The following is a 17632-nucleotide window of genomic DNA, read 5'->3' as shown; positions in this document are numbered from 1 at the left end:
GGGGCACAGCCTGTCGATGCGGCAATGAATGTCAACGATGGCGATTTCCGCCGCCAAACGCTTCGTTAACCACATCCGCGGCATTTCCCGCTAGGCGCACGCATGATGCGAATCGCAGTTGCGGCGCATCTCGCCGCAGGTCGGCGATTTGCGCGCGCGTCGCGGCGGCCGGATCGCGATCGCCGCGGCGCCGAGGGACTGAACACAACACAACCTTTACACGCTCGCATGCGGTTCGCATCGTGTCCGAACGCCTGGCGTGCGGCGATTTGCGCCAGCCCCGTCCCGGGCGGCCCCCCTGCGCAGGGCCATCGGCGCACCTGCGGGTGCGCAACGCCGGGCCACCGAGGGCGCCGGGTTCGGATATCGTATCGGCACCCCAATCGCCCCCGGAGACGCAACCCATGAGCAAGCACCTGCTCGCCGCAGCCTGCGCCGCGTTCCTGCTGGCGGCCTGCAACGGCGACACCACCGCCGCGCCCGCGGCCCAGGCCCAGTCCGACGCGCCCGCGGCGTCGGCGGCCGCCGACGGCCGTCCGTTCGCGATCGAGGAGATCGCGCGATTCGCCGAGCCCTGGGCGATGACCTTCCTGCCCGACGGCCGCCTGCTGGTCACCGAAAAGGCCGGCACGCTGAAGCTCTACGACCCGGCGCGCGGGACCAGCGGCGACATCGCCGGCGTGCCCGAGGTCGCCTATGGCGGCCAGGGCGGGTTCGGCGACGTGGTGCTGCACCCGGATTTCGATGCCAACCACATGGTCTACATCAGTTATGCCGAGGCCGGAGACGGCGGCGCCGGCGCCGCGGTGGCGCGCGCGCGCCTGACCCTGGACGGCAACGGCAGCGGCGCGCTGGAGAACCCGGAGGTGATCTGGCGGCAGGTGCCGAAGGTCTCGGGCCAGGGGCACTATGGTCACCGCATCGCGTTCGATCGCGACGGCATGCTGTGGATCTCCTCCGGCGACCGGCAGAAGTTCGACCCGGCGCAGGACATGCAGTCGACCATGGGCAAGATCCTCCGCCTCAACGACGACGGCAGCGTGCCGGCCGACAATCCCTTCGCCGACCGCGGCGGCGCCACCGCGCAGATCTGGTCGCTGGGCCATCGCAACCCGCTCGGCATCGTGTTCGACGCCGAGGGACGGCTGTGGAACCACGAAATGGGCCCCAAGGGCGGCGACGAACTCAACCTGGTGGAGAGGGGCGTCAACTACGGCTACCCGATCGTCTCCGACGGCGAGCACTACGACGGCCGCCCGATTCCCGACCACAGCACCAATCCCGATTACCGCGCGCCGGTGATCAGCTGGACCCCGGTGATTTCGCCGGCCGGCTTCATCATCTACGACGGCGCGCAGTTCCCGGACTGGCGCGGCAACGGTTTCATCGGCGGGCTGTCGTCGCAGTCCCTGGTGCGGATCGCGTTCGACGGCGAGAGTGCACGCGAAGCCGAACGCTTCGACATGGGCACGCGCATCCGCGAGGTCGAGCAGGGCCCGGACGGCGCGATCTGGCTGCTCGAGGACGGCGGCCGCGGCGCCGAAGGGCGGCTTCTCAAGCTGACGACCCCGGCCGCCGGCTAGACCTGAGCCCCGGGCACGCCGGTCCGCCGATCCGCGGGTCCGGCACGGAAGCCCGCAGGGGCGCGCCATCGATGGTGGCCGGCCGGCGCGGCAGGCTCTTCGCCCTTCGCGTCCGAGGGGCGATCCACCACGCCAGGACGGCGCGTGGCCCCCGCCGGCTTCGCACGACTACGGGGCGGCGATCTCCACGCCCTCGGCGACGATGCGGTATTCGATGGTCGGATCGGGCGCGTCCCGGCCCGCGTCCTCGGCCAGGTGCTGCGCCGCCTCCTCCGAGAGCTCCTTCCGGGTCAGCACCCCATGGACTTCCGCGGCGCCGGTGCTGTCCTTGGGAATGGCGAAGGCATGGTCGCCGAACATCACCCGCGCGGCGCGCCCCTCGTCCTCCAGCATCATCCAGCAGCCCTTGGCCTGGCAGACCTGGGTGATGCGGCCGCTGAAGCGCCGGGGCGCGCCGGCATGGGCATCGAAATCGTCGATGGCCTCGGACACCGGCACCGCCTCGCCAGGCGGCAGCGGCTCTCCGTAGGCTTGCGCGCCCGCCTGGGCCGTGCCGGCGGCGAAGAGCATCGCGAGAAGGAGACTGAGGCTGCGCATGGCGGTCGCTCGACGGATCGGGACCGCCAAGATAGCGCCGATCGGCCGCGAGGCAACAGGGTGCAACAGGGTGGGGCCGGTCTTTGCGACCGGCCGCACCCAGCGGCGCGGGCGCGGAGATCGCGCGACCGCCAAGTTCGCGACTCCGGCGAAATCAGCGCCAGACCCGCTCGCAACGCGTCTCGACGATGCGATCGCCGACGGTCTCCTGGCGGTCGCCCTGGACCTTGCGGCCGATCGCGCCGCCGGCGACCGCACCGCCTGCCGTGGCGAGCTTGCGGCCGTCGCCGCTGCCGACCTGGTTGCCGACCAGACCGCCGATCACCGCACCGGCCACGGTGCCGCCGACGCGATTGGGGTCGTTGCTGTTGCGCTGCACCTCGACCTCCTGGCAGACCACGCGGCTGCCGTCGTCGAAGCGGCGCCCCTCGTCCTGCGGCCCGTAGGCCGGCTGCGGCTGCGGTGCGGGCGCCTGCGCAGCGACCGACCCCGCGAACGCCAGCGTCCCCAGGCAGAGCATGGTTCTGATCGCGTTCATTGGCGCACTCCTCTCAGGTTTCGACGTGCGCCGATGCTCCCGCCGAGGGCGCGAACGGGCGGTGAACCGGGGCGCGCCCGGAACGGCGTGCGACACCGGACGCATGCCTTCCGGCCGTCCAGACGCCGCGCCGTCATGCGCCCCCGGCGCAGTCTGGATGCGTCCTGAACTGCCGGTGTGATCGCCGCACGCGCGCGCCGTGCGACCGGCCGGTACGATGCGCCGTACCCCAACGGCACCAAACGCATGAGCGACTGGCAGACCCTGGTCCGCGACGTTCCCGATTTCCCGAAACCGGGCATCGCGTTCAAGGACATCACTCCGGCGCTGGCCGACCCCGCTGCCTTTGCCGCCGCGGTCGAGGCGATGGCGGCGCCCTGGCGAGACGCCGCACTGGACGCCGTGGCCGGCATCGAGTCGCGCGGCTTCATCCTCGGGGCGGCGCTGGCGCAGGCGCTGCGGACCGGGTTCGTCCCGATCCGCAAGCCGGGCAAGCTGCCGGCACGCGCGCTCGCCCAGGACTATGCGCTGGAGTACGGCAGCGACCGCCTGGAGGTGCACGCCGATGCGCTGCCGCCCGGAGCGCGTGTCCTGCTGGTCGACGACGTGCTGGCCACCGGCGGCACCCTGCTGGCGGCGCTGGCCCTGCTCCAGCGCCAGGGGGCCGCGGTCGCGGGCGCAGCGGTGCTGATCGAACTGCAGGTCCTGGGCGGCCGCGCACACTGGCGCGACCCGACGCCGCTGATCGCCGCGGCGGCGCAGTGAGACCGGATGTCGGCCGAACGGCCGGTCGACGAGGAGCCACGCCGTGACCCTGCGCCAACACGCCCTCCGGACTCCGCTTGGATTACCCTGAACGGATGAGCCCGGCGCAGACGATCCTGCTGGTGGAGGACACCAGGACCGATGCGATGCTGTACGCAGCGCTGCTCAAGCGCGCCCAGCACGCGACGCGGCGCGTCGATTTCGCGCCGACGCTCGGCGCGGCGCTGCAGATGCTGGCGACGACGCCCTACGATGCGGTCCTGCTCGACCTGGGGCTGCCGGACTGCCGCGGCGTGGAAGGCGTGGAGCGCATCGCCGGCCGCTACCCCGGCGTACCGGTGATCGTGCTGACCGGAAACGACGAGGCCGGCATCGGCGCCGAGGCGATCGCCGCGGGCGCCCAGGACTATCTGCGCAAGGTCGAGGCGCGCGCCGACACGCTCGAGCGCGCGCTGCGCTATGCGTCCGTGCGCCAGCGCAACGAGAACCTGGAGCGCGAGTCACGCGAGGAACTGCGGGCGCTGTTCGACCACAACCCGGTCCCTGTTTTCGTGTACGACGAACAGACCCTCTCCATGCTGGCCGCCAACGAAGCGGCCGCCTCGTTCTATGGCTACGGCCGCGAGGGAATGCTCGCGCTGAGCGCCCTCGACGTCTGCGCCCCGGAGGAGCACGACGCCTTTCTCGACGAACTGCGCTCGGCGCCGGGCGACCATCGCGACGCCCGCGACTGCCGCCACATCACCGCCGACGGCCGCGTCCTCAGCGTCCAGATGCATACCGACCGGATCCGTTTCCAGGGCCGCGACTGTCGCATCGCGATCGTGCTCGACGTCACAGCTCAGCGCGAAGCGCAGCGGCGCGTCGCCGACAGCGAGCGCCGCTATCGCGCCGTCTTCGAACAGAGCCTCGGCTGCTTCTGCACCCACGACCTGGACGGCGTGCTGATCGCGCTCAATCCGGCCGCGGCCACCGCGCTCGGGCGCGACGCCGAAGAAATGATCGGCCACCGCCTGTCCGAGTACCTGCCGGCCGGGGCGCAGCAGCCGTTCCGCGACTACCTGGTGCGGATCCGCGCCCAGGGCGAGGACCGCGGCCTGATCGCCCCCCTCCACCGCAGCGGCGCGCCGCGCACGTGGATCTACCACAACCGCCTGTTCCGTCCGGAGGGCGAGCCGCCGATCGTGCTCGCCTACGCCCAGGACATCACCGAGCAGCGCCGTACCGAACAGGCGCTGCGGGCCAGGACCGCCGAAATGGCGGCGATCAACGATGCCGCGCCGCTGGGGCTGTTCCATACCGACGCCCAGGGCATGTGCACCTACGTCAACCGCACCTTCGAACAGCTTTCCGGGCTCGACCAGGCGCAGGCGCTGGGCCAGGGATGGCTCGCCGCCCTGCACCCGGACGACCGCGAGCGCGTGCACGCGGAGTGGCAGCGGGCGGCCGCCGGCGAGCAGGAGCGCTACTCCGGCGAGCAGCGCTTCCTGCACGCCGACGGCAGGGTCGTGTGCGTGAAGGTGCACGCGGCGCGGCTGAACCTCGACGGCGTGCACGCGGGTTTCGTGGGGGCGATCCAGGACGTGACCCGCGAGCGCGAGGCCCAGGCGGCGACCAAGCGCGGGCAGCGGCGTCTGGCCACGCTCGCCGACGCCCTGCCCTTGCTGCTGATGTTCCTGGATCGCAACGGTCGCGTCGAGTTCGCCAACCGCGGCTGGCTGGAAGAGCTGCAGCGTCCGGCGGCGGAGATCGTCGGCAGGCCGCTGGTGGAGCTGATCCAGGAGCCGGCGACGCCGTACTTCGTCGAGGGCGTCTACCGCGCCCTCGAGGGCGAGCAGCACGAGGTCGAGCTGGAAGATCCGCACGGCGCGGTGCTGCGCAGCTGGAACGCGGTCTTCATCCCGCAGCAGGACCATCGCGGCCGGGTGGACGGCGTGCACGTGATGCTGCGCGACGTGACGCTGGAGCGCGCACGGCAGCGCGAGCTGGCCGACCGCGCCGACCGCGACGCGCTCACCGGCCTGCTCAACCGCGCCGGGTTCGACATCCGCGCCCAGCGCTGCTGGAAAACGGCGGCCGGGACGCAGCAGGCGATGGCGGTGTTCTTCCTGGACCTGGACGATTTCAAGACGGTCAACGACGAACTCGGCCACGCGGTCGGCGATGCCCTGCTCGTCGACATCGCCTCGACCCTGGTCGATGTCCTGCGTACCGAAGACCTGCTCGCGCGCATGGGCGGCGACGAGTTTGCGGTGATCGCCGTCCACGTCGACGACGACGAGACCGCCAGCCTGGTGGCCGCGAAACTCGTCGACGCGGTCTCGCACGTGGCTTCGCGCTATGCCACCGGCAGCGGCGGCGGGGTGTCCTGCAGCGTCGGCTACCACGTCGCCGACCCTGCGCGCATCCCGCTGTCGACCGCGCTCAAGCGCGCCGACGAGGCGCTCTACATCGCCAAGCGCGCCGGCAAGCACTGCGCCTCTCCCTGGCCGGGCGGCGCCCGGGCCTGAGCGGCGGGCCGGCAACGGATTCGCTATCGAGGGAGCTTCACGCCGCTTTCTGCACGCGCCGACAAAACTGGAGCGCCGCTGCCACGAGAACCGCCACCGATGCAGGCATCCAGCCGCCAGCGTCCCGCCAGTCTCCGTCCGCGGGTGGGCCGCCCGGGATGAGCGGGGTCGACCGCGCAACCGGCGATGACAACGCGCGACCCCTGTCCCCGCCGCACGGCCGCATCGAGGCGATCGACCTCGCACGCGGCATCGCGGTCTGCCTGATGATCCTCAGCCACGGCGTCAACGGACTGCTGCAGTTCGAGGACTTCACCGACTGGGGCATGGTACCGGTGCATGCGCTGACCAAGTTCTCGTCGTCGTTGTTCATCATCGTGTTCGGCATCGCCCTGGCGGTGATCTTCGTTCCGCGCACGCACGCCGCCGACTGGCCCCGGCGCCGCAACCGCCTGCTGTGGCGCGGGCTGGTGGTGCTGTTCTGGTACAAGGTGCTGACGGTGGTGGAGATGTACCAGCTGCACGACCGCCAGGCGATCGTCGATACGCTGCTCTACCGGGACTTCCCGTCCTACGCGGAGATCCTCGGCTTCTACGCGATCGCCCTGCTGTGGATTCCCTGGCTGCTGCCGCTGTGGGCGCGCGCGCCGGCGCTGCTGCGCTGGGCCAGCCCGGTGCTGCTGGGGCTGGCGTCGTGGTGGCTGCTGGAGCATTTCGACTTCTGGGGCGTGCCGCAACTGCAGGCGCTGCTGGTCGAGCATCCCGACTACTACACCTGGGGCCAGATGGCGCGCGGCCCGCTGGTGCTGCTCGGCCTGCTGATCGGCGGCCTGCTGCTGCGCTGCCGCGACCGCGCCCGGGCACGGCTGGCGCTCGCCGGCGCGCTGGCGCTGGCATCGGCGGCACTGCTGCTCGCCTTCGGCGCGCTGGCCGGCGACGGCCTGGACGACGTGCTGCAGGGGATCGCCCGCAACGCGGGCAAGCACCCGCCCGAAACGATGTTCATGCTCTTCAGCGTCGGTGGCGCGCTGGGGCTGCTGGCGCTGGCGGTGGCCGGCGGCGAACCGCTGGCGCGGGCCCTGCGCCCGGTCACGATCATCGGCAGCGACGCGCTGATGGCGTTCGTGTTCCACATCGCGGTGATCTTCATCCTGTTCCGCGACGTGCTCGGCTACCTGCACACCGTGGACTACGAGTACGCGCTGGTGCTGAGTCTCGGGCTGATCCTGGCCACCGCGGCATGGATCTGGCTGCTGCAGCGCCTGCAGGGCATTCAGCGCAGGTCCTGATGCGGTTGCGTACGCTCCGCCGGCGATGACCCGACGCCTGCACGCCGTTCTTGCCGCGGTGCTGCTGGCCTCTCCCGGCCAGGCCGCGGCGCTGCCCGCCCCGCCCCAGCCGACCAGGCTGGCGGCGCCCGAGCCGTCATGGACGGCCCCGCTGCGCGCGCGCCTGGAGGCCGCCGACGCACGCTACCCCGGCGCCATCGGCGTCTACGTGCGCCATCTCGGCCGCGACGAAGCGTTCTCGTTCCGCGCCGAGGAAACCTGGTACCTCGCCTCGGGGGTCAAGATCCCGGTGGCGATCGCGGTGATGCGCGCGATCGAGCGCGGCGAACTGGCGCTCGACGGCCGCATCCGGCTGCTGCCGGAGGATTTCGTCGACGGCGCCGGTCAGACCAATTCGCATCCCGCCGGCACCCGGCTGCGCATCGACTACCTGCTAGAGCAGATGATCGTGTACAGCGACAACACCGCCACCGACGTGCTGATCCGCAGCGTCGGCCTGGACCGGGTGAACGCGGTCGCCGGCGAATTGCTCGCCGCCGACGACCTGGTCATCACCACCCTGGCCGACGTGCGCCGGCGCGCGTATGCGTCGTTCCACCCCGGCGCCGCCAGCCTGGGCTCGGCGGACCTGCTGGCGCTGCGCCGCGCCGGCAGCGGCACGGCCAGGGTGCGCAAGCTCGCCGACCTGCTGCAGGTGACGACCGCCGAGTTCCTGCAGCCCGACCTGGACGGCGCGTTCGATGCGTACTACGCCAGCAACGTCAACGCCGCGCCGCTGCGCGATTTCGGCCGCATGCTGGCGATGCTGTCCGACGGCCTGGCGCTCGCGCCCGAGGGCACCGCATACCTGCTCGAGGTGATGTCCAGGGTGAAGACCGGCGACCGCCGCATCAAGGCCGGACTGCCGCACGGCGCGCGCTTCGCCCACAAGACCGGCACCCAGCATCGGCGCGCCTGCGACATGGGCATCGTCACCATGCAGGGCACCGGCGAGCGCGTGGTCGTCGCCGCCTGCGCGCGCGGCTCGCTGTCGCTGGCGGCCAGCGAGCGGGCGCTGCGCGACGTCGGCGCGGCCGTCACCGCATCGGGTGTATTGGACCGTTCTACTCCGGTCACCAGACATTGGGGCCCACGATGACGACCACAGGCACCGTCCGCATGCTGCTCGGCGCGCTGCTGGCCACAGCGCTGCTGGCCGGATGCCGCACCGAGGAAGTTCCGGAGCGCGGCGCGATCGATGCGCCGCCGGGGGCTCCCGAGCCGGTGTGGGCCGCGCCGCTGGAGACTGCAGTCCGGGAGATCGACGGGGACATGCCCGGCGACTTCGGGGTCTACGTGCGGCGCCTGGGCGAGGACGCCGGCACCCTGGACCGCGCCGGCGACCGGCGCTGGTACCTGTCCTCGACGGTCAAGGTGCCGGTGGCGATCGCGGTGCTGGAACGCGTCGACGCCGGCGAGCTTTCCCTGGACCGCGAGCTGGTACTGGCCGAGAGCGACTTCGTCGACGGCGCCGGAGACATGCTCGCGCAGGAGCCCGGCACGGGATTCAGTATCGCCGCGCTGCTGGAAAAGTCGCTGCGCGACAGCGACAGCACCGCCACCGACATGCTGATCCGCCTGCTCGGCGAGGACGCGCTGAACCGCCGCATCGCCGAATGGAGCGGCGGCGGCTTCGGTCCGATCACCACCATCCTGCAGGTGCGCTACGACGCCTACGGCGCGCTCCACCCCGGCGTGGCCGACCTCCCCAACACCGCGCTGCTGCGGCTGCGCAACGCCGAGGCCGGCGAACCGCGGCTGGCAGCGCTGGCCCGCGAGCTGGGCGTGCCGCGCGCGGCGCTCGACGCCGACGACCTGGAATCGGTGTTCGGCGCCTACTACGAGACCGGCAGGAACGCCGCCACCCTCGAGGGCTTCGCCACCGTGCTCGAGAAGCTGGTCACCGGCCGGCTGCTCTCGCCCGCCTCCACCGGGCTGCTGCTCGACCACATGCGCGCCATCAGCACCGGCGGCGCCCGCATCCAGGCGGGCCTGCCCGCCGGCGTCGACTTCGCCCAGAAGACCGGGACCCAGCTCGCGCGCGCCTGCAACGTCGGCGTGCTCGATCCGGGCCGCGGCGCCGAGGGCGCCACCCTGGTGCTCGCCTGCGCCGAGGATTTCGACGATCTCGGCCAGGCCGAGCGCGCCTTCCGGGCACTGGGCGGCGCGTTGGCGGAGGTCGCGCTCGCCGCACCGGCCGGCTGACGCCGGCGCGGCCGGGGGCGCGCCATCCGGGCCGGGCACCAAGCCTTCCGGCACATTCGTGCACGGCTTTGCGCGCCCTACCCTGTGCGCGAACCCCGTTCCGGAAGACGCCGATGCGCCGCTTCGCCTGCAGCACGATCATGGCGCTCGCCTGCCTGTGGGCGCCGCAGCCGCCGGCGCATGCGTCCGACGCGTTGCGCGAATCGTTCGAGCTGCGGGTGCCGGCCGCCCCTGCGCCGGTGCCCGTCGAAGGCCGGGAGCTCCTGGTCTACGAGCTGCATCTCACCAATTTCTCCCGGCAGCCGTTGCGCCCGCAGGCGGTCGACGTGATCGATGCGGAAAGCGGAGCGGTACTGTCCACCCTGGCCGAGGCACGACTCGACGCGCGGCTGGCGCCGGTGACGCCGCTGGCTGCCGGCGAAGAGGCGGCGACCCTGGCGCCCGGCGCGCGGCGCGTCCTCTACCTAGAACTGGAACTCGCGCCCGCGGCCGCGCCACCGGCGCTGCGGCACCGCGTGGCCTACGCGGTGGCCGATGCCGATCCGCCGGGCACGACGTTCCGAGTGGAAGGCGCGGAAACTCCCGTGCTCGCGGCTGCCGCCGCGTTCGGGCCACCGCTGCGGGGCGGCCCCTGGGCGGCGGTGTACGGGCCGGAGTGGGAGCGCGGCCATCGCCGTGTCCTCTACGCGGCCGACGGACGCGCGACGCTTCCGGGACGGCTGGCGATCGACTGGTTGCGGCTCGACGAGGCAGGGCGCCTGGCGCCGGACGGCGCGACGGCTCCGCAGCAGGCATGGGGCTACGGCGAGGACGTGCTTGCGGTGGCCGCCGGGACCGTGGTGGCGACCCGCAACGACGTCCCCGAGGCCGGGCCCGACGGTCCTCCCGCCAAGCGCGCCCTGGCCGATGCCGCCGGCAATCATGTCGTACTCCGCCTGGACGACGGCCGCCACGTGTTCTACGAACATCTCGCACCCGGCAGCGTGCGGGTGGTGCCCGGCGAACGGGTCGCGGCCGGCGCCGTCATCGGCGCGCTCGGCTCCACCGGGGACTCGCGGCGCGCGCACCTGCATTTCCATGTCGCCGACGGGCCCTCGCCGCTCGGCGCCGAAGGCCTGCCGTTCGCGCTGACGCGCTTCGAACTGCTCGGCCGCCTGCCGGAGATCGCGGCGCTCGGCGCGGGCCGCTGGCAGCCGCTGGAACCCGGTGTGGCCGCCCTGCGCGAAGGCGAACGTCCCGCCCCGAACGTGGTGCTGGAGTTTCCTTCGGCCACCCCGGAACGCCGCGCTCCAGCGGCGCGCTAGGGCCCGGCACGTCGGGCGGGCGCGGGCCGCTGCCGCCGGCGGGCGCGCCGCCTGCCGGGCATGCACGCGGCGTCGCGCCGCGATCCGGCATCATCCGCGGTGTGGCTACACCGCCAGACCATGCCCGGCGCCGGCCCGCCGGCGGGGATTCCGATCCCCGGCCGCAGCCGCCGCAGAAGCCGCTGCCCACCGACTGCTGCGAAAGCGGCTGCGAAATCTGCGTGTACGACCTCTATGCCGACGAGCTGGCGCTCTACCGCGAGGCGCTCGCCGCCTGGCGCGCGCGTCATCCGGAAGACGAGGAAGGTTGAACCGGCGGCGGCCTCCACGCCGCCGGCATCCGCGCGGCACTAGGATGACCCGAAGCCCCAGCGCGCGCCGACGTGGACCAGCCCAGCCCACCGCCATCGAACAGCGACGAGATCGCCGGAATGGAGGACCTGCTCGACCGCCTTGCACGCGCCGCCGAGAATCAGCCACGGATGTCCGTCGCCGACCTGCTGGACGCCGCTGGCGCACGCTCGTTCGGGCCGCTGCTGCTGGTGCCGGGCGTGATCGTGCTGTCGCCGCTGAGCGGCGTGCCGGGCCTGCCGACCGCGATGGCGCTGGTGGTGCTGCTGGTGGCCACCCAGCTGCTGCTCCGGCGGCGCAGCTTCTGGTTGCCCGGCTGGGCGCTGCGGCGCCCCGTCCGGCCGCGGCTGCTGCAGCGCGCGGTGCGCGCATTGCGCCCGGTATCGCGGGTGCTCGACCGCCTGATCCGGCCCAGGCTGCGGGTGCTTGCCGCCACCAGCGGCGGGGCAGCGTATCCGGTCGCGCTGCTGTGCATGGTGATCGCGCTGACGATGCCGCCGCTGGAGCTGGTGCCCTTCGCCAACTCGCTGGCGGGCGCGGTCCTCACCGTCATCGGCCTCGCCCTGGTCGCCGGGGACGGCCTGCTGGTGCTGGCGGCCGCGGTGATCTGCGCGGCCGGAATCGGCGTTGCGGCGTTCAATCTGTCCGGCCTGGGGTGATGCCGCAACGTCGCGCCTCCGCGCTCGCCGCCGTGCCAACCGGAGCCTCCCGCGTCCTTCGCGGCCATGGGCCGCTCCTACAGGAAGCGATGGTTGGATGACCGGTCGGCTCCCGGGCGTGGGATTGCGCGCGATCGCGCCGGCGACCGCTATGCCAGCGCGCGCTCGATGTCCTCGAGCGGCGCGTTGGTGAACGTCTTCGCCACCTCGGCGAGCAGCCGCTCGCCGGTTTCGCTGTGCAGCAACGGGCGGATCCGGCCGAGCGTCTGCGGGTCGGCCATCAGCACCAGGTGCCTGTAGCTGTTCTTCAGCGCGCCATCGTTCAGGCCCTGCGCAAGCTGCTTGGCGAACGTGGCCTCGTCGATCTGCATTCCGCTCGACTCGGCCGGCATCGTGCCCGCCGGGCCGTCGTCGTTCATGTTCACCAATTCGAGCAGGGCCTCCTGCTTCAGCGCGGGCGTACGCTCGTCGCCGACATTGCGGAACACGCGTGCGCCGCCGCCGTCCGCGACCACCACCAGGGTTCCCTCGGGAATCTTCATTTCGCCTCCTCGTCAGCATGCGCCGCTCCGGCGCGAACGCCCGCAGTCTAGGCAGCCGTGCGTGACGACTGCGACATCCGGACCCACGCGGCGCGACCATGATGCGGCGCGACCGCGCTCCGGCGGGAAGTGCCGCCGGAGCGCCACGGTCTTCGGCCCCGCATGGGGCGGCTATGGCTCCGACGCGAGCACGGCCAGCGCGCGCTCGACCTCGCCGGCGTCCTGGGGACGCACCAGCCGCGCCACTTCCCGCCCGTCGCGCAGCAGTATCAGCGTCGGCCAGAGCTTGACCCCGAAGGCGCGGCCGAGGGGGCGGCCGCGGCCGTCCTCGATCCTGAGATGGCGAACCTCGTCGCGCGCCGCCAGCGCCGGCTGCACCAGGCGCTGCGCGGCGATGCAATGCCCACACCACGGCGCGCCGAACTCGAGCACGGTGCACCCGGGCAGCGCGGCGACCTCCTCGGCCGCCGGTTCTTCCGCGGCATAGGCGGGCTGGTACGGCATCGGGCGTTCAGTCGCCGGAGCGATCAGGCGGAACCTTGCGCACCCGCGTCGGCCCGTGCACCAGGCTGGGGTCGTTGCCCTCCCCTGACGGGTTGCCCCCACGCGAGAATTCATCGCCCTTGGAAGCCTTCGGGTCGTTCACCGCAGTATTCGCCAGGCGCTTGCGCTCTCGCGGCACCCGGGCGCCCGACGGCTCGTGGCGGCTTTCGCCGGTGCTCTTGTCGGCCTTGCGATTGCGCTCGGTCATGGAGAACATCCGTCGCGGAAAGCCACAGCCTGCCAGGGCTGCGGTGAAGCCATCGCCAAGGCGGCATGCCGAGTGGGCACCGGCACGCTTCGGCAAGGACCGCACGGCGGCGCGGTGCTGCGCGATGCGGGCCGGCCGCTGCGTTCGGCATCCGGCCCGTCTCGCAGGACCTCATAGCGAGTTCCCCTGGTCTTTTCGATCGAATGGCCCGAAGTCGCGCGGCCATCGGGCGGGGGTGGCACCGCAAGCCGCTCCCCGATACTCGCTTCGTTGCGGCGCCACCCCCACCCGATGGTCCGGACTTCACCGGCACCTGCGAAGAGCAAGAGCCCGCGTGGCGACCCCTGCCGCGCCCACGTTTTCCGGTCCGATCGCCGCGCCGTCGCCAGGCGGGCCGGGGGATGCGTGACAACCAAGCGAGTATCGGGGAGCGACTTGTCACGTATCCCCCGGCCCGCCCCCCGGGAGGCGCTCCGAACGGCCTGACCCGCGACCATGTCGCAGGAGGCAAGCCGCGCTACGCCACCTGGCGGGGCGACTACGGCAGCGCCGCCGCAACGGGCATGGCGTGGCCCGGCGTGGGCGAGGGCATGGGCGCGGCCTCGGACAGGAAGGCGCCATCGGCGGCAGCCTCGTCAGCGGCGCGGTTCATCACGATCAGGCTGATGCGGCGGTTGACCGGGCTGCGCGGGTCGGCCTTGTCGAAGGGTACCGACGCGCCCAACCCCACCACGCGGGCGACCTTGACCTCCGGCAGCCCGCCGCCGACGAGCGAACGGCGCGCGGCGTTGGCGCGATCGGCCGAAAGTTCCCAGTTGCCGTAGCTGCGCCCCCCGCCCTGGTAGGGAGTCTCGTCGGTATGGCCGCCGAGGCTGAGGCGGTTGGGCACCGCATCCAGCGACACCACCAGCTCGCGCAGGATCGCGTCGGCGTAGGGCATCAGCTCCGCCCTGCCGATTTCGAACATCGGCCGGTTCAGCTGGTCGACGATCTGGATGCGCAGCCCTTCCGGGGTGATGTCGAGCAGCAGCTGGTCCTTGAACGGCGCCATCGCCTGGCTGGCCTCGATCGCCGCCTCCAGTTCGCGCTTGAGCTCCTCCAGCTGGCGCCGGTCCTGCTCGCGCAGCGCCCGCTCGTCGGCATCCGCAACACCACCGACGTCGGCGCCCGGACCGGTCGGCGGGTCCATCGTGCCGCTGACGCGGATGACGTCGTTGGCGGCGCCGCCGGCGCCGATCGCGCCCGCCGATGGCACCAGGCTGGTGCCGGCCACCGCACTGGGATTGCGGAAGTACTCGGAGATCGCCGCCTTCTCCTCGGGCGAGGCCACCGCCATCAGCCACATCACCAGGAAGAACGCCATCATCGCGATGGCGAAGTCGGCGAAGGCGACCTTCCACGAGCCGCCATGGTGCTTGCCGGCCACCTTGCGCACCCGGCGCACGATGATGATCGGCTGGTCGGTGGCGTCCATCGTCAGGCCTTGCGCGCGCGCAGCCGGCCGTCCAGATCGGTGAAGCTCGGGCGCACGTCCGAGAACAGCAGCTTGCGCGCGAACTCGATCGCCACCTGCGGCGCATAGCCGCGCAGGTTGCAGACCAGGGCCATCTTGATGATCTCGAACGCCTTGCCTTCCTCATGGGCGCGGTGCGCCAGGGCCGAGGCCAGCGGGCCGACGAAGCCGTAGCCGAGCAGGATGCCCAGGAAGGTGCCGACCAGCGCCGCGGCCACGTGGGCCCCGATCGCCGAGGTCTCGCCGCCGAGCATGCTCATGGTGATGACGATGCCGAGCACCGCGGCGACGATGCCGAAGCCGGGCAGGGAGTCGGCCAGGGTCTGCACCGCATGCGCGGGCTCGGCGGCTTCGGCATGGTGGGTCTCCAGCTCCACCTCGAGCAGCTGTTCGAGTTCGTGCGGGGCGAGGCCGCCGCCGACCATCAGCCGCAGGCAGTCGGTCACGAACTCCATCAGGTGATGGTCGGCGGCCAGCTGCGGGTAGCGCGCGAACAACGCGCTGCTGCCCGGCTGTTCGATGTCCGACTCGATGCCGATGAAGCCTTCGCGGCGGATCTTCTGCAGCACGTCGTAGACCATCGAGAGGATCTCGAGATAGTCGTCGCGGCTGTACCTGGGCCCCTTCAGCAGGCCGGGAATGCCGCGCGCGGCGCCCTTGACCACCTTCATCGGGTTGCCGGCGACGAACGCGCCGAGCGCCGCGCCGCCGATGATCAGCAGCTCGAACGGCTGCCACAGCGCCAGGAGCTGGCCGTGCGATAGCACGTACCCGCCCACCACGCTGACGATGACGACGACGAAACCGACGATGACGAGCATGGAGGCGACCGCGGGGGGGAGCACCTGGATATCGGCCGGTCGCCGTCGGGGTTTAGCGCGGCGAGGGCATTCTTCCGCATGCGGCCTCGGCATTCCCGCTGAACGGCAGGGGCGGCTGGCCGTGGCGCTCCGGCGGTGGGAGAATCGCCGGCAGAGGGGAGACCGTGCTCAGGACCATCGCAACCAGCCAGCTCTGCGCCGGCATGTACGTGCATCGGCTGCTGGGGCCATGGCTCAGGCACCCGTTCTGGCGCGTTTCGTTCCTGGCCGACGACGACACCGTGCAGCGCCTGGCCGCCAGCACCGTCGAGCAGCTGGTGATCGACACCGATCGCGGCGCCGACCTCGGCCAGGACGAGGCCGCGGGCGCCTTGGCGGCCGCGGAAACGGCAGAATCGGCAGAATCGGCGGCGCGCCCCTCCCGCCCCGCGCGGTCCTCCCCCGAAGCGTCGGCCGATCTCGATTCGGAAATCGCGCGCGCCCGGCGCATCTGTCTCGACGGGCGCGACGCGGTGAGCGCGATGTTCCGCGAGGCGCGGCTGGGCAGGAGCGTGGATCTGCAGGCCGCGCTGCCGCTGCTGGAGGACATCACCGGTTCGGTGATGCGCAATCCGGTCGCGCTGGTCAGCGTGGCCCGGCTCAAGACTGCCGACGACTACACCTACCTGCACTCGGTCGCGGTCAGCGCGCTGATGGCGATGCTCGCCCGCCAGCTCGGCCTGTCCGAAGCGCAGACCCTGGAGGCGGCGACGGGCGGACTCCTGCACGACATGGGCAAGGCCGCCGTGCCGCTGCCGATCCTGAACAAACCCGGCAAGCTGACCGAGGAGGAGTTCACCGTCGTCAGACGCCACCCCGAGGAGGGCGCACGGCTGCTGCGCGCGGGCGGGGTCGGCAACCACGCGGTGCTCGACGTCGCCATGCACCATCACGAGAAACTCGACGGCAGCGGTTATCCGACGGCCCTTGCGGGAGAGGAGATCCCGCTGCTCGCGCGCATGGGCGCCATCTGCGACGTCTACGACGCGATCACCTCCAACCGCCCCTACAAGCAGGGCTGGGATCCGGGCGAATCGCTGCGGCGCATGGCGTCATGGAAGGGGCATTTCGATCCGCTGCTGCTCAAGGCCTTCGTCAGGTCGCTGGGCATCTATCCGCTCGGTACCCTGGTGCGGCTGGAGTCGGACCGCCTGGCCGTGGTCGTCGAGCAGCGTCCCGCATCGCTGCTCGCGCCGAAGGTCCGCGCATTCCATTCGGTCAGGGCCCGGGAACAGATCCTGCTGCAGGACATCGATCTGGCGTCGCCCGGATGCCAGGACCGGGTCGTCGGCATCGAGTCCCCGCACGAGTGGGGATTCAGAAACCTGGAGAAGCTTTGGATGCCGTGAGCGTCGCCGAGCGGCCGGCATCGCATCTCCGCCTCGTTCCGCGGCGACGTTCACGACGCGACCGCGGCGCGGCGCGCACCCTGTCCGCGCTTCTTCCCAGCCGGAGACGAACATGCAGCAGCCGACCCCGGAACGGGATCCACCGCGCCCGGACCCGATCCCCGGACAGGTCCCGAACCCTGGACGCGACCCGGTCCCCGACCGGCCGATCGATCCGATGCCCGACCAGCCGACCGATCCCACCATCCCGCCGATCCGCGACCCCGACAGCGGCGGCGGCGGCGGACGCTGAGTCCCGCGCGCCCCCGATCGGCGCCTACTCGGCGCTGAGCGGATCGATGACCGCGGTGACCTGCGAAATCCGATTCACCGGGAACCCGCCCTGCCGGGCATGCTCGCGCAGCAGCTGCTCGTCCGGGGCGAGATAAATGCAGTAGACCTTGTCGGCGGTCACGTAGCTCTGCACCCACTGCAGCTGCGGGCCGAGGTCGCGGATCACCGCGCAGGAAGTCTGCGAGATCCCCTTCAGCTCCTCCGGCGACAGGCTGCCGGCATCGGGAATCTCGCGTTCGATCACGAACCTGGGCATGACGGCTCCGGCGTGGCGGATCGCATTCGATCCATCTGCTTCCACGCAGGCGGGCGCGGCGACCGGCCAGCGCGAACAGGTCGGCCTGGACGACTCAGAACTCCTGCCAGTCGTCCTCGGCCGGCGCCAGCGCGGTCCGTGGCGGCGCGGCCTTGGCGATGCGGCCGCCATGGGGCTCCATGCCCCTC

General features: G+C 72.0%; 19 protein-coding genes. 11 read left to right on the top strand and 8 right to left on the bottom strand.

The features are described 5' to 3' along the window. The first annotated feature begins 404 nt into the window (after nucleotides 1–404). Complete coding sequence (locus H0E84_RS04540; protein WP_180677445.1) at nucleotides 405–1583, top strand: PQQ-dependent sugar dehydrogenase; 1179 nt, start codon at nucleotides 405–407, stop codon at nucleotides 1581–1583. Nucleotides 1584–1751: 168 nt separating this feature from the next. Here H0E84_RS04540 and H0E84_RS04535 read toward each other — a convergent pair whose 3' ends face one another. Both H0E84_RS04535 and H0E84_RS04530 read right to left on the bottom strand, forming a co-directional pair. Then, complete coding sequence (locus H0E84_RS04535) at nucleotides 1752–2180, bottom strand: DUF4920 domain-containing protein (RefSeq protein ID WP_180677444.1); 429 nt, start codon at nucleotides 2178–2180, stop codon at nucleotides 1752–1754. A gap of 154 nt (nucleotides 2181–2334) precedes the next feature. Then, nucleotides 2335–2718 (bottom strand): glycine zipper 2TM domain-containing protein, encoded by a 384-nt coding sequence (locus H0E84_RS04530; RefSeq protein WP_180677443.1) that lies wholly within the window; start codon nucleotides 2716–2718, stop codon nucleotides 2335–2337. A gap of 246 nt (nucleotides 2719–2964) precedes the next feature. Between H0E84_RS04530 and H0E84_RS04525 the strand changes: the two genes are divergently transcribed. From H0E84_RS04525 to H0E84_RS04490, 8 genes are all read left to right on the top strand, one after another. After that, complete coding sequence (locus H0E84_RS04525) at nucleotides 2965–3483, top strand: adenine phosphoribosyltransferase (RefSeq protein ID WP_180677442.1); 519 nt, start codon at nucleotides 2965–2967, stop codon at nucleotides 3481–3483. A 95-nt stretch (nucleotides 3484–3578) separates the two neighbouring features. Beyond that, complete coding sequence (locus H0E84_RS04520) at nucleotides 3579–5993, top strand: PAS domain S-box protein (RefSeq protein ID WP_180677441.1); 2415 nt, start codon at nucleotides 3579–3581, stop codon at nucleotides 5991–5993. A gap of 158 nt (nucleotides 5994–6151) precedes the next feature. Next, entirely contained in the window at nucleotides 6152–7282 is a 1131-nt protein-coding gene (locus H0E84_RS04515) for an acyltransferase family protein (RefSeq protein WP_180677440.1), read from the top strand. 25 nt (nucleotides 7283–7307) lie between these two features. Next, entirely contained in the window at nucleotides 7308–8420 is a 1113-nt protein-coding gene (locus H0E84_RS04510; protein ID WP_180677439.1) for a serine hydrolase, read from the top strand. Next, a complete protein-coding gene (locus H0E84_RS04505; protein WP_257644067.1) occupies nucleotides 8417–9526 on the top strand; it encodes a serine hydrolase in 1110 nt (369 codons plus the stop codon). Before H0E84_RS04510 ends, H0E84_RS04505 begins: the two co-directional genes overlap by 4 nt. 113 nt (nucleotides 9527–9639) lie before the next feature. Then, nucleotides 9640–10830, top strand: a complete 1191-nt coding sequence (locus H0E84_RS04500; protein ID WP_180677438.1) for a M23 family metallopeptidase — start codon at nucleotides 9640–9642, stop codon at nucleotides 10828–10830. Nucleotides 10831–10931: 101 nt separating this feature from the next. Next, a complete protein-coding gene (locus H0E84_RS20365; RefSeq protein WP_180677437.1) occupies nucleotides 10932–11141 on the top strand; it encodes an oxidoreductase-like domain-containing protein in 210 nt (69 codons plus the stop codon). A gap of 120 nt (nucleotides 11142–11261) precedes the next feature. Beyond that, entirely contained in the window at nucleotides 11262–11840 is a 579-nt protein-coding gene (locus H0E84_RS04490; RefSeq protein ID WP_180677460.1) for an exopolysaccharide biosynthesis protein, read from the top strand. Nucleotides 11841–11989: 149 nt separating this feature from the next. On the opposite strand, the gene H0E84_RS04485 is transcribed toward H0E84_RS04490, so the two are convergent. From H0E84_RS04485 to motA, 5 genes are all read right to left on the bottom strand, one after another. Next, nucleotides 11990–12382, bottom strand: coding sequence for a host attachment family protein (locus H0E84_RS04485; RefSeq protein WP_180677436.1), 393 nt, complete (start codon nucleotides 12380–12382; stop codon nucleotides 11990–11992). Between the two features lie 171 nt (nucleotides 12383–12553). Then, the gene (locus tag H0E84_RS04480) at nucleotides 12554–12886 is read right to left on the bottom strand and encodes a thioredoxin family protein (protein ID WP_180677435.1); all 333 of its coding nucleotides are present in this window, start codon (nucleotides 12884–12886) and stop codon (nucleotides 12554–12556) included. A 7-nt stretch (nucleotides 12887–12893) separates the two neighbouring features. Continuing rightward, a complete protein-coding gene (locus H0E84_RS04475) occupies nucleotides 12894–13133 on the bottom strand; it encodes a hypothetical protein (RefSeq protein WP_180677434.1) in 240 nt (79 codons plus the stop codon). A 538-nt stretch (nucleotides 13134–13671) separates the two neighbouring features. Next, nucleotides 13672–14607 carry a flagellar motor protein MotB gene (gene motB, locus H0E84_RS04470; protein ID WP_180677433.1) on the bottom strand — a complete coding sequence of 312 codons (936 nt, stop codon included), beginning with the start codon at nucleotides 14605–14607 and terminating at the stop codon, nucleotides 13672–13674. Nucleotides 14608–14609: 2 nt separating this feature from the next. Next, nucleotides 14610–15467 (bottom strand): flagellar motor stator protein MotA, encoded by an 858-nt coding sequence (gene motA, locus H0E84_RS04465; protein ID WP_180677432.1) that lies wholly within the window; start codon nucleotides 15465–15467, stop codon nucleotides 14610–14612. Between the two features lie 164 nt (nucleotides 15468–15631). Here motA and H0E84_RS04460 point away from each other — a divergent pair, with 164 nt between their 5' ends. Beyond that, entirely contained in the window at nucleotides 15632–16855 is a 1224-nt protein-coding gene (locus H0E84_RS04460; protein ID WP_180677431.1) for an HD domain-containing phosphohydrolase, read from the top strand. Between the two features lie 112 nt (nucleotides 16856–16967). Further along, nucleotides 16968–17147 carry a hypothetical protein gene (locus tag H0E84_RS04455; protein ID WP_180677430.1) on the top strand — a complete coding sequence of 60 codons (180 nt, stop codon included), beginning with the start codon at nucleotides 16968–16970 and terminating at the stop codon, nucleotides 17145–17147. A 24-nt stretch (nucleotides 17148–17171) separates the two neighbouring features. On the opposite strand, the gene H0E84_RS04450 is transcribed toward H0E84_RS04455, so the two are convergent. Beyond that, nucleotides 17172–17444, bottom strand: a complete 273-nt coding sequence (locus tag H0E84_RS04450; RefSeq protein WP_180677429.1) for a DUF4242 domain-containing protein — start codon at nucleotides 17442–17444, stop codon at nucleotides 17172–17174. Nucleotides 17445–17632 lie beyond the last annotated feature (188 nt).

Origin of the sequence: Luteimonas salinisoli, assembly GCF_013425525.1 — a bacterium.
In the GTDB taxonomy this organism is placed as follows: Bacteria; Pseudomonadota; Gammaproteobacteria; order Xanthomonadales; family Xanthomonadaceae; genus Luteimonas; species Luteimonas salinisoli.
The sequence above is the reverse complement of the archived record's forward strand: the minus strand, read 5'-3'. Positions and strand labels throughout refer to the sequence as shown.

Excerpts from the sequence above, each read along its gene's own strand:
- H0E84_RS04450 (WP_180677429.1), bottom strand. The coding sequence starts at position 17,444 with ATGCCCAGGTTCGTGATCGAACGCGAGATTCCCGATGCCGGCAGCCTG.
- H0E84_RS04515 (WP_180677440.1), top strand. The coding sequence starts at position 6,152 with ATGAGCGGGGTCGACCGCGCAACCGGCGATGACAACGCGCGACCCCTG.
- H0E84_RS04455 (WP_180677430.1), top strand. The coding sequence starts at position 16,968 with ATGCAGCAGCCGACCCCGGAACGGGATCCACCGCGCCCGGACCCGATC.
- motB (WP_180677433.1), bottom strand. The coding sequence starts at position 14,607 with ATGGACGCCACCGACCAGCCGATCATCATCGTGCGCCGGGTGCGCAAG.
- motA (WP_180677432.1), bottom strand. The coding sequence starts at position 15,467 with ATGCTCGTCATCGTCGGTTTCGTCGTCGTCATCGTCAGCGTGGTGGGC.
- H0E84_RS04490 (WP_180677460.1), top strand. The coding sequence starts at position 11,262 with ATGGAGGACCTGCTCGACCGCCTTGCACGCGCCGCCGAGAATCAGCCA.
- H0E84_RS04520 (WP_180677441.1), top strand. The coding sequence starts at position 3,579 with ATGAGCCCGGCGCAGACGATCCTGCTGGTGGAGGACACCAGGACCGAT.
- H0E84_RS04525 (WP_180677442.1), top strand. The coding sequence starts at position 2,965 with ATGAGCGACTGGCAGACCCTGGTCCGCGACGTTCCCGATTTCCCGAAA.
- H0E84_RS04535 (WP_180677444.1), bottom strand. The coding sequence starts at position 2,180 with ATGCGCAGCCTCAGTCTCCTTCTCGCGATGCTCTTCGCCGCCGGCACG.
- H0E84_RS04540 (WP_180677445.1), top strand. The coding sequence starts at position 405 with ATGAGCAAGCACCTGCTCGCCGCAGCCTGCGCCGCGTTCCTGCTGGCG.
- H0E84_RS04510 (WP_180677439.1), top strand. The coding sequence starts at position 7,308 with ATGACCCGACGCCTGCACGCCGTTCTTGCCGCGGTGCTGCTGGCCTCT.
- H0E84_RS04485 (WP_180677436.1), bottom strand. The coding sequence starts at position 12,382 with ATGAAGATTCCCGAGGGAACCCTGGTGGTGGTCGCGGACGGCGGCGGC.
- H0E84_RS04475 (WP_180677434.1), bottom strand. The coding sequence starts at position 13,133 with ATGACCGAGCGCAATCGCAAGGCCGACAAGAGCACCGGCGAAAGCCGC.
- H0E84_RS04480 (WP_180677435.1), bottom strand. The coding sequence starts at position 12,886 with ATGCCGTACCAGCCCGCCTATGCCGCGGAAGAACCGGCGGCCGAGGAG.
- H0E84_RS04505 (WP_257644067.1), top strand. The coding sequence starts at position 8,417 with ATGACGACCACAGGCACCGTCCGCATGCTGCTCGGCGCGCTGCTGGCC.
- H0E84_RS04500 (WP_180677438.1), top strand. The coding sequence starts at position 9,640 with ATGCGCCGCTTCGCCTGCAGCACGATCATGGCGCTCGCCTGCCTGTGG.
- H0E84_RS04530 (WP_180677443.1), bottom strand. The coding sequence starts at position 2,718 with ATGAACGCGATCAGAACCATGCTCTGCCTGGGGACGCTGGCGTTCGCG.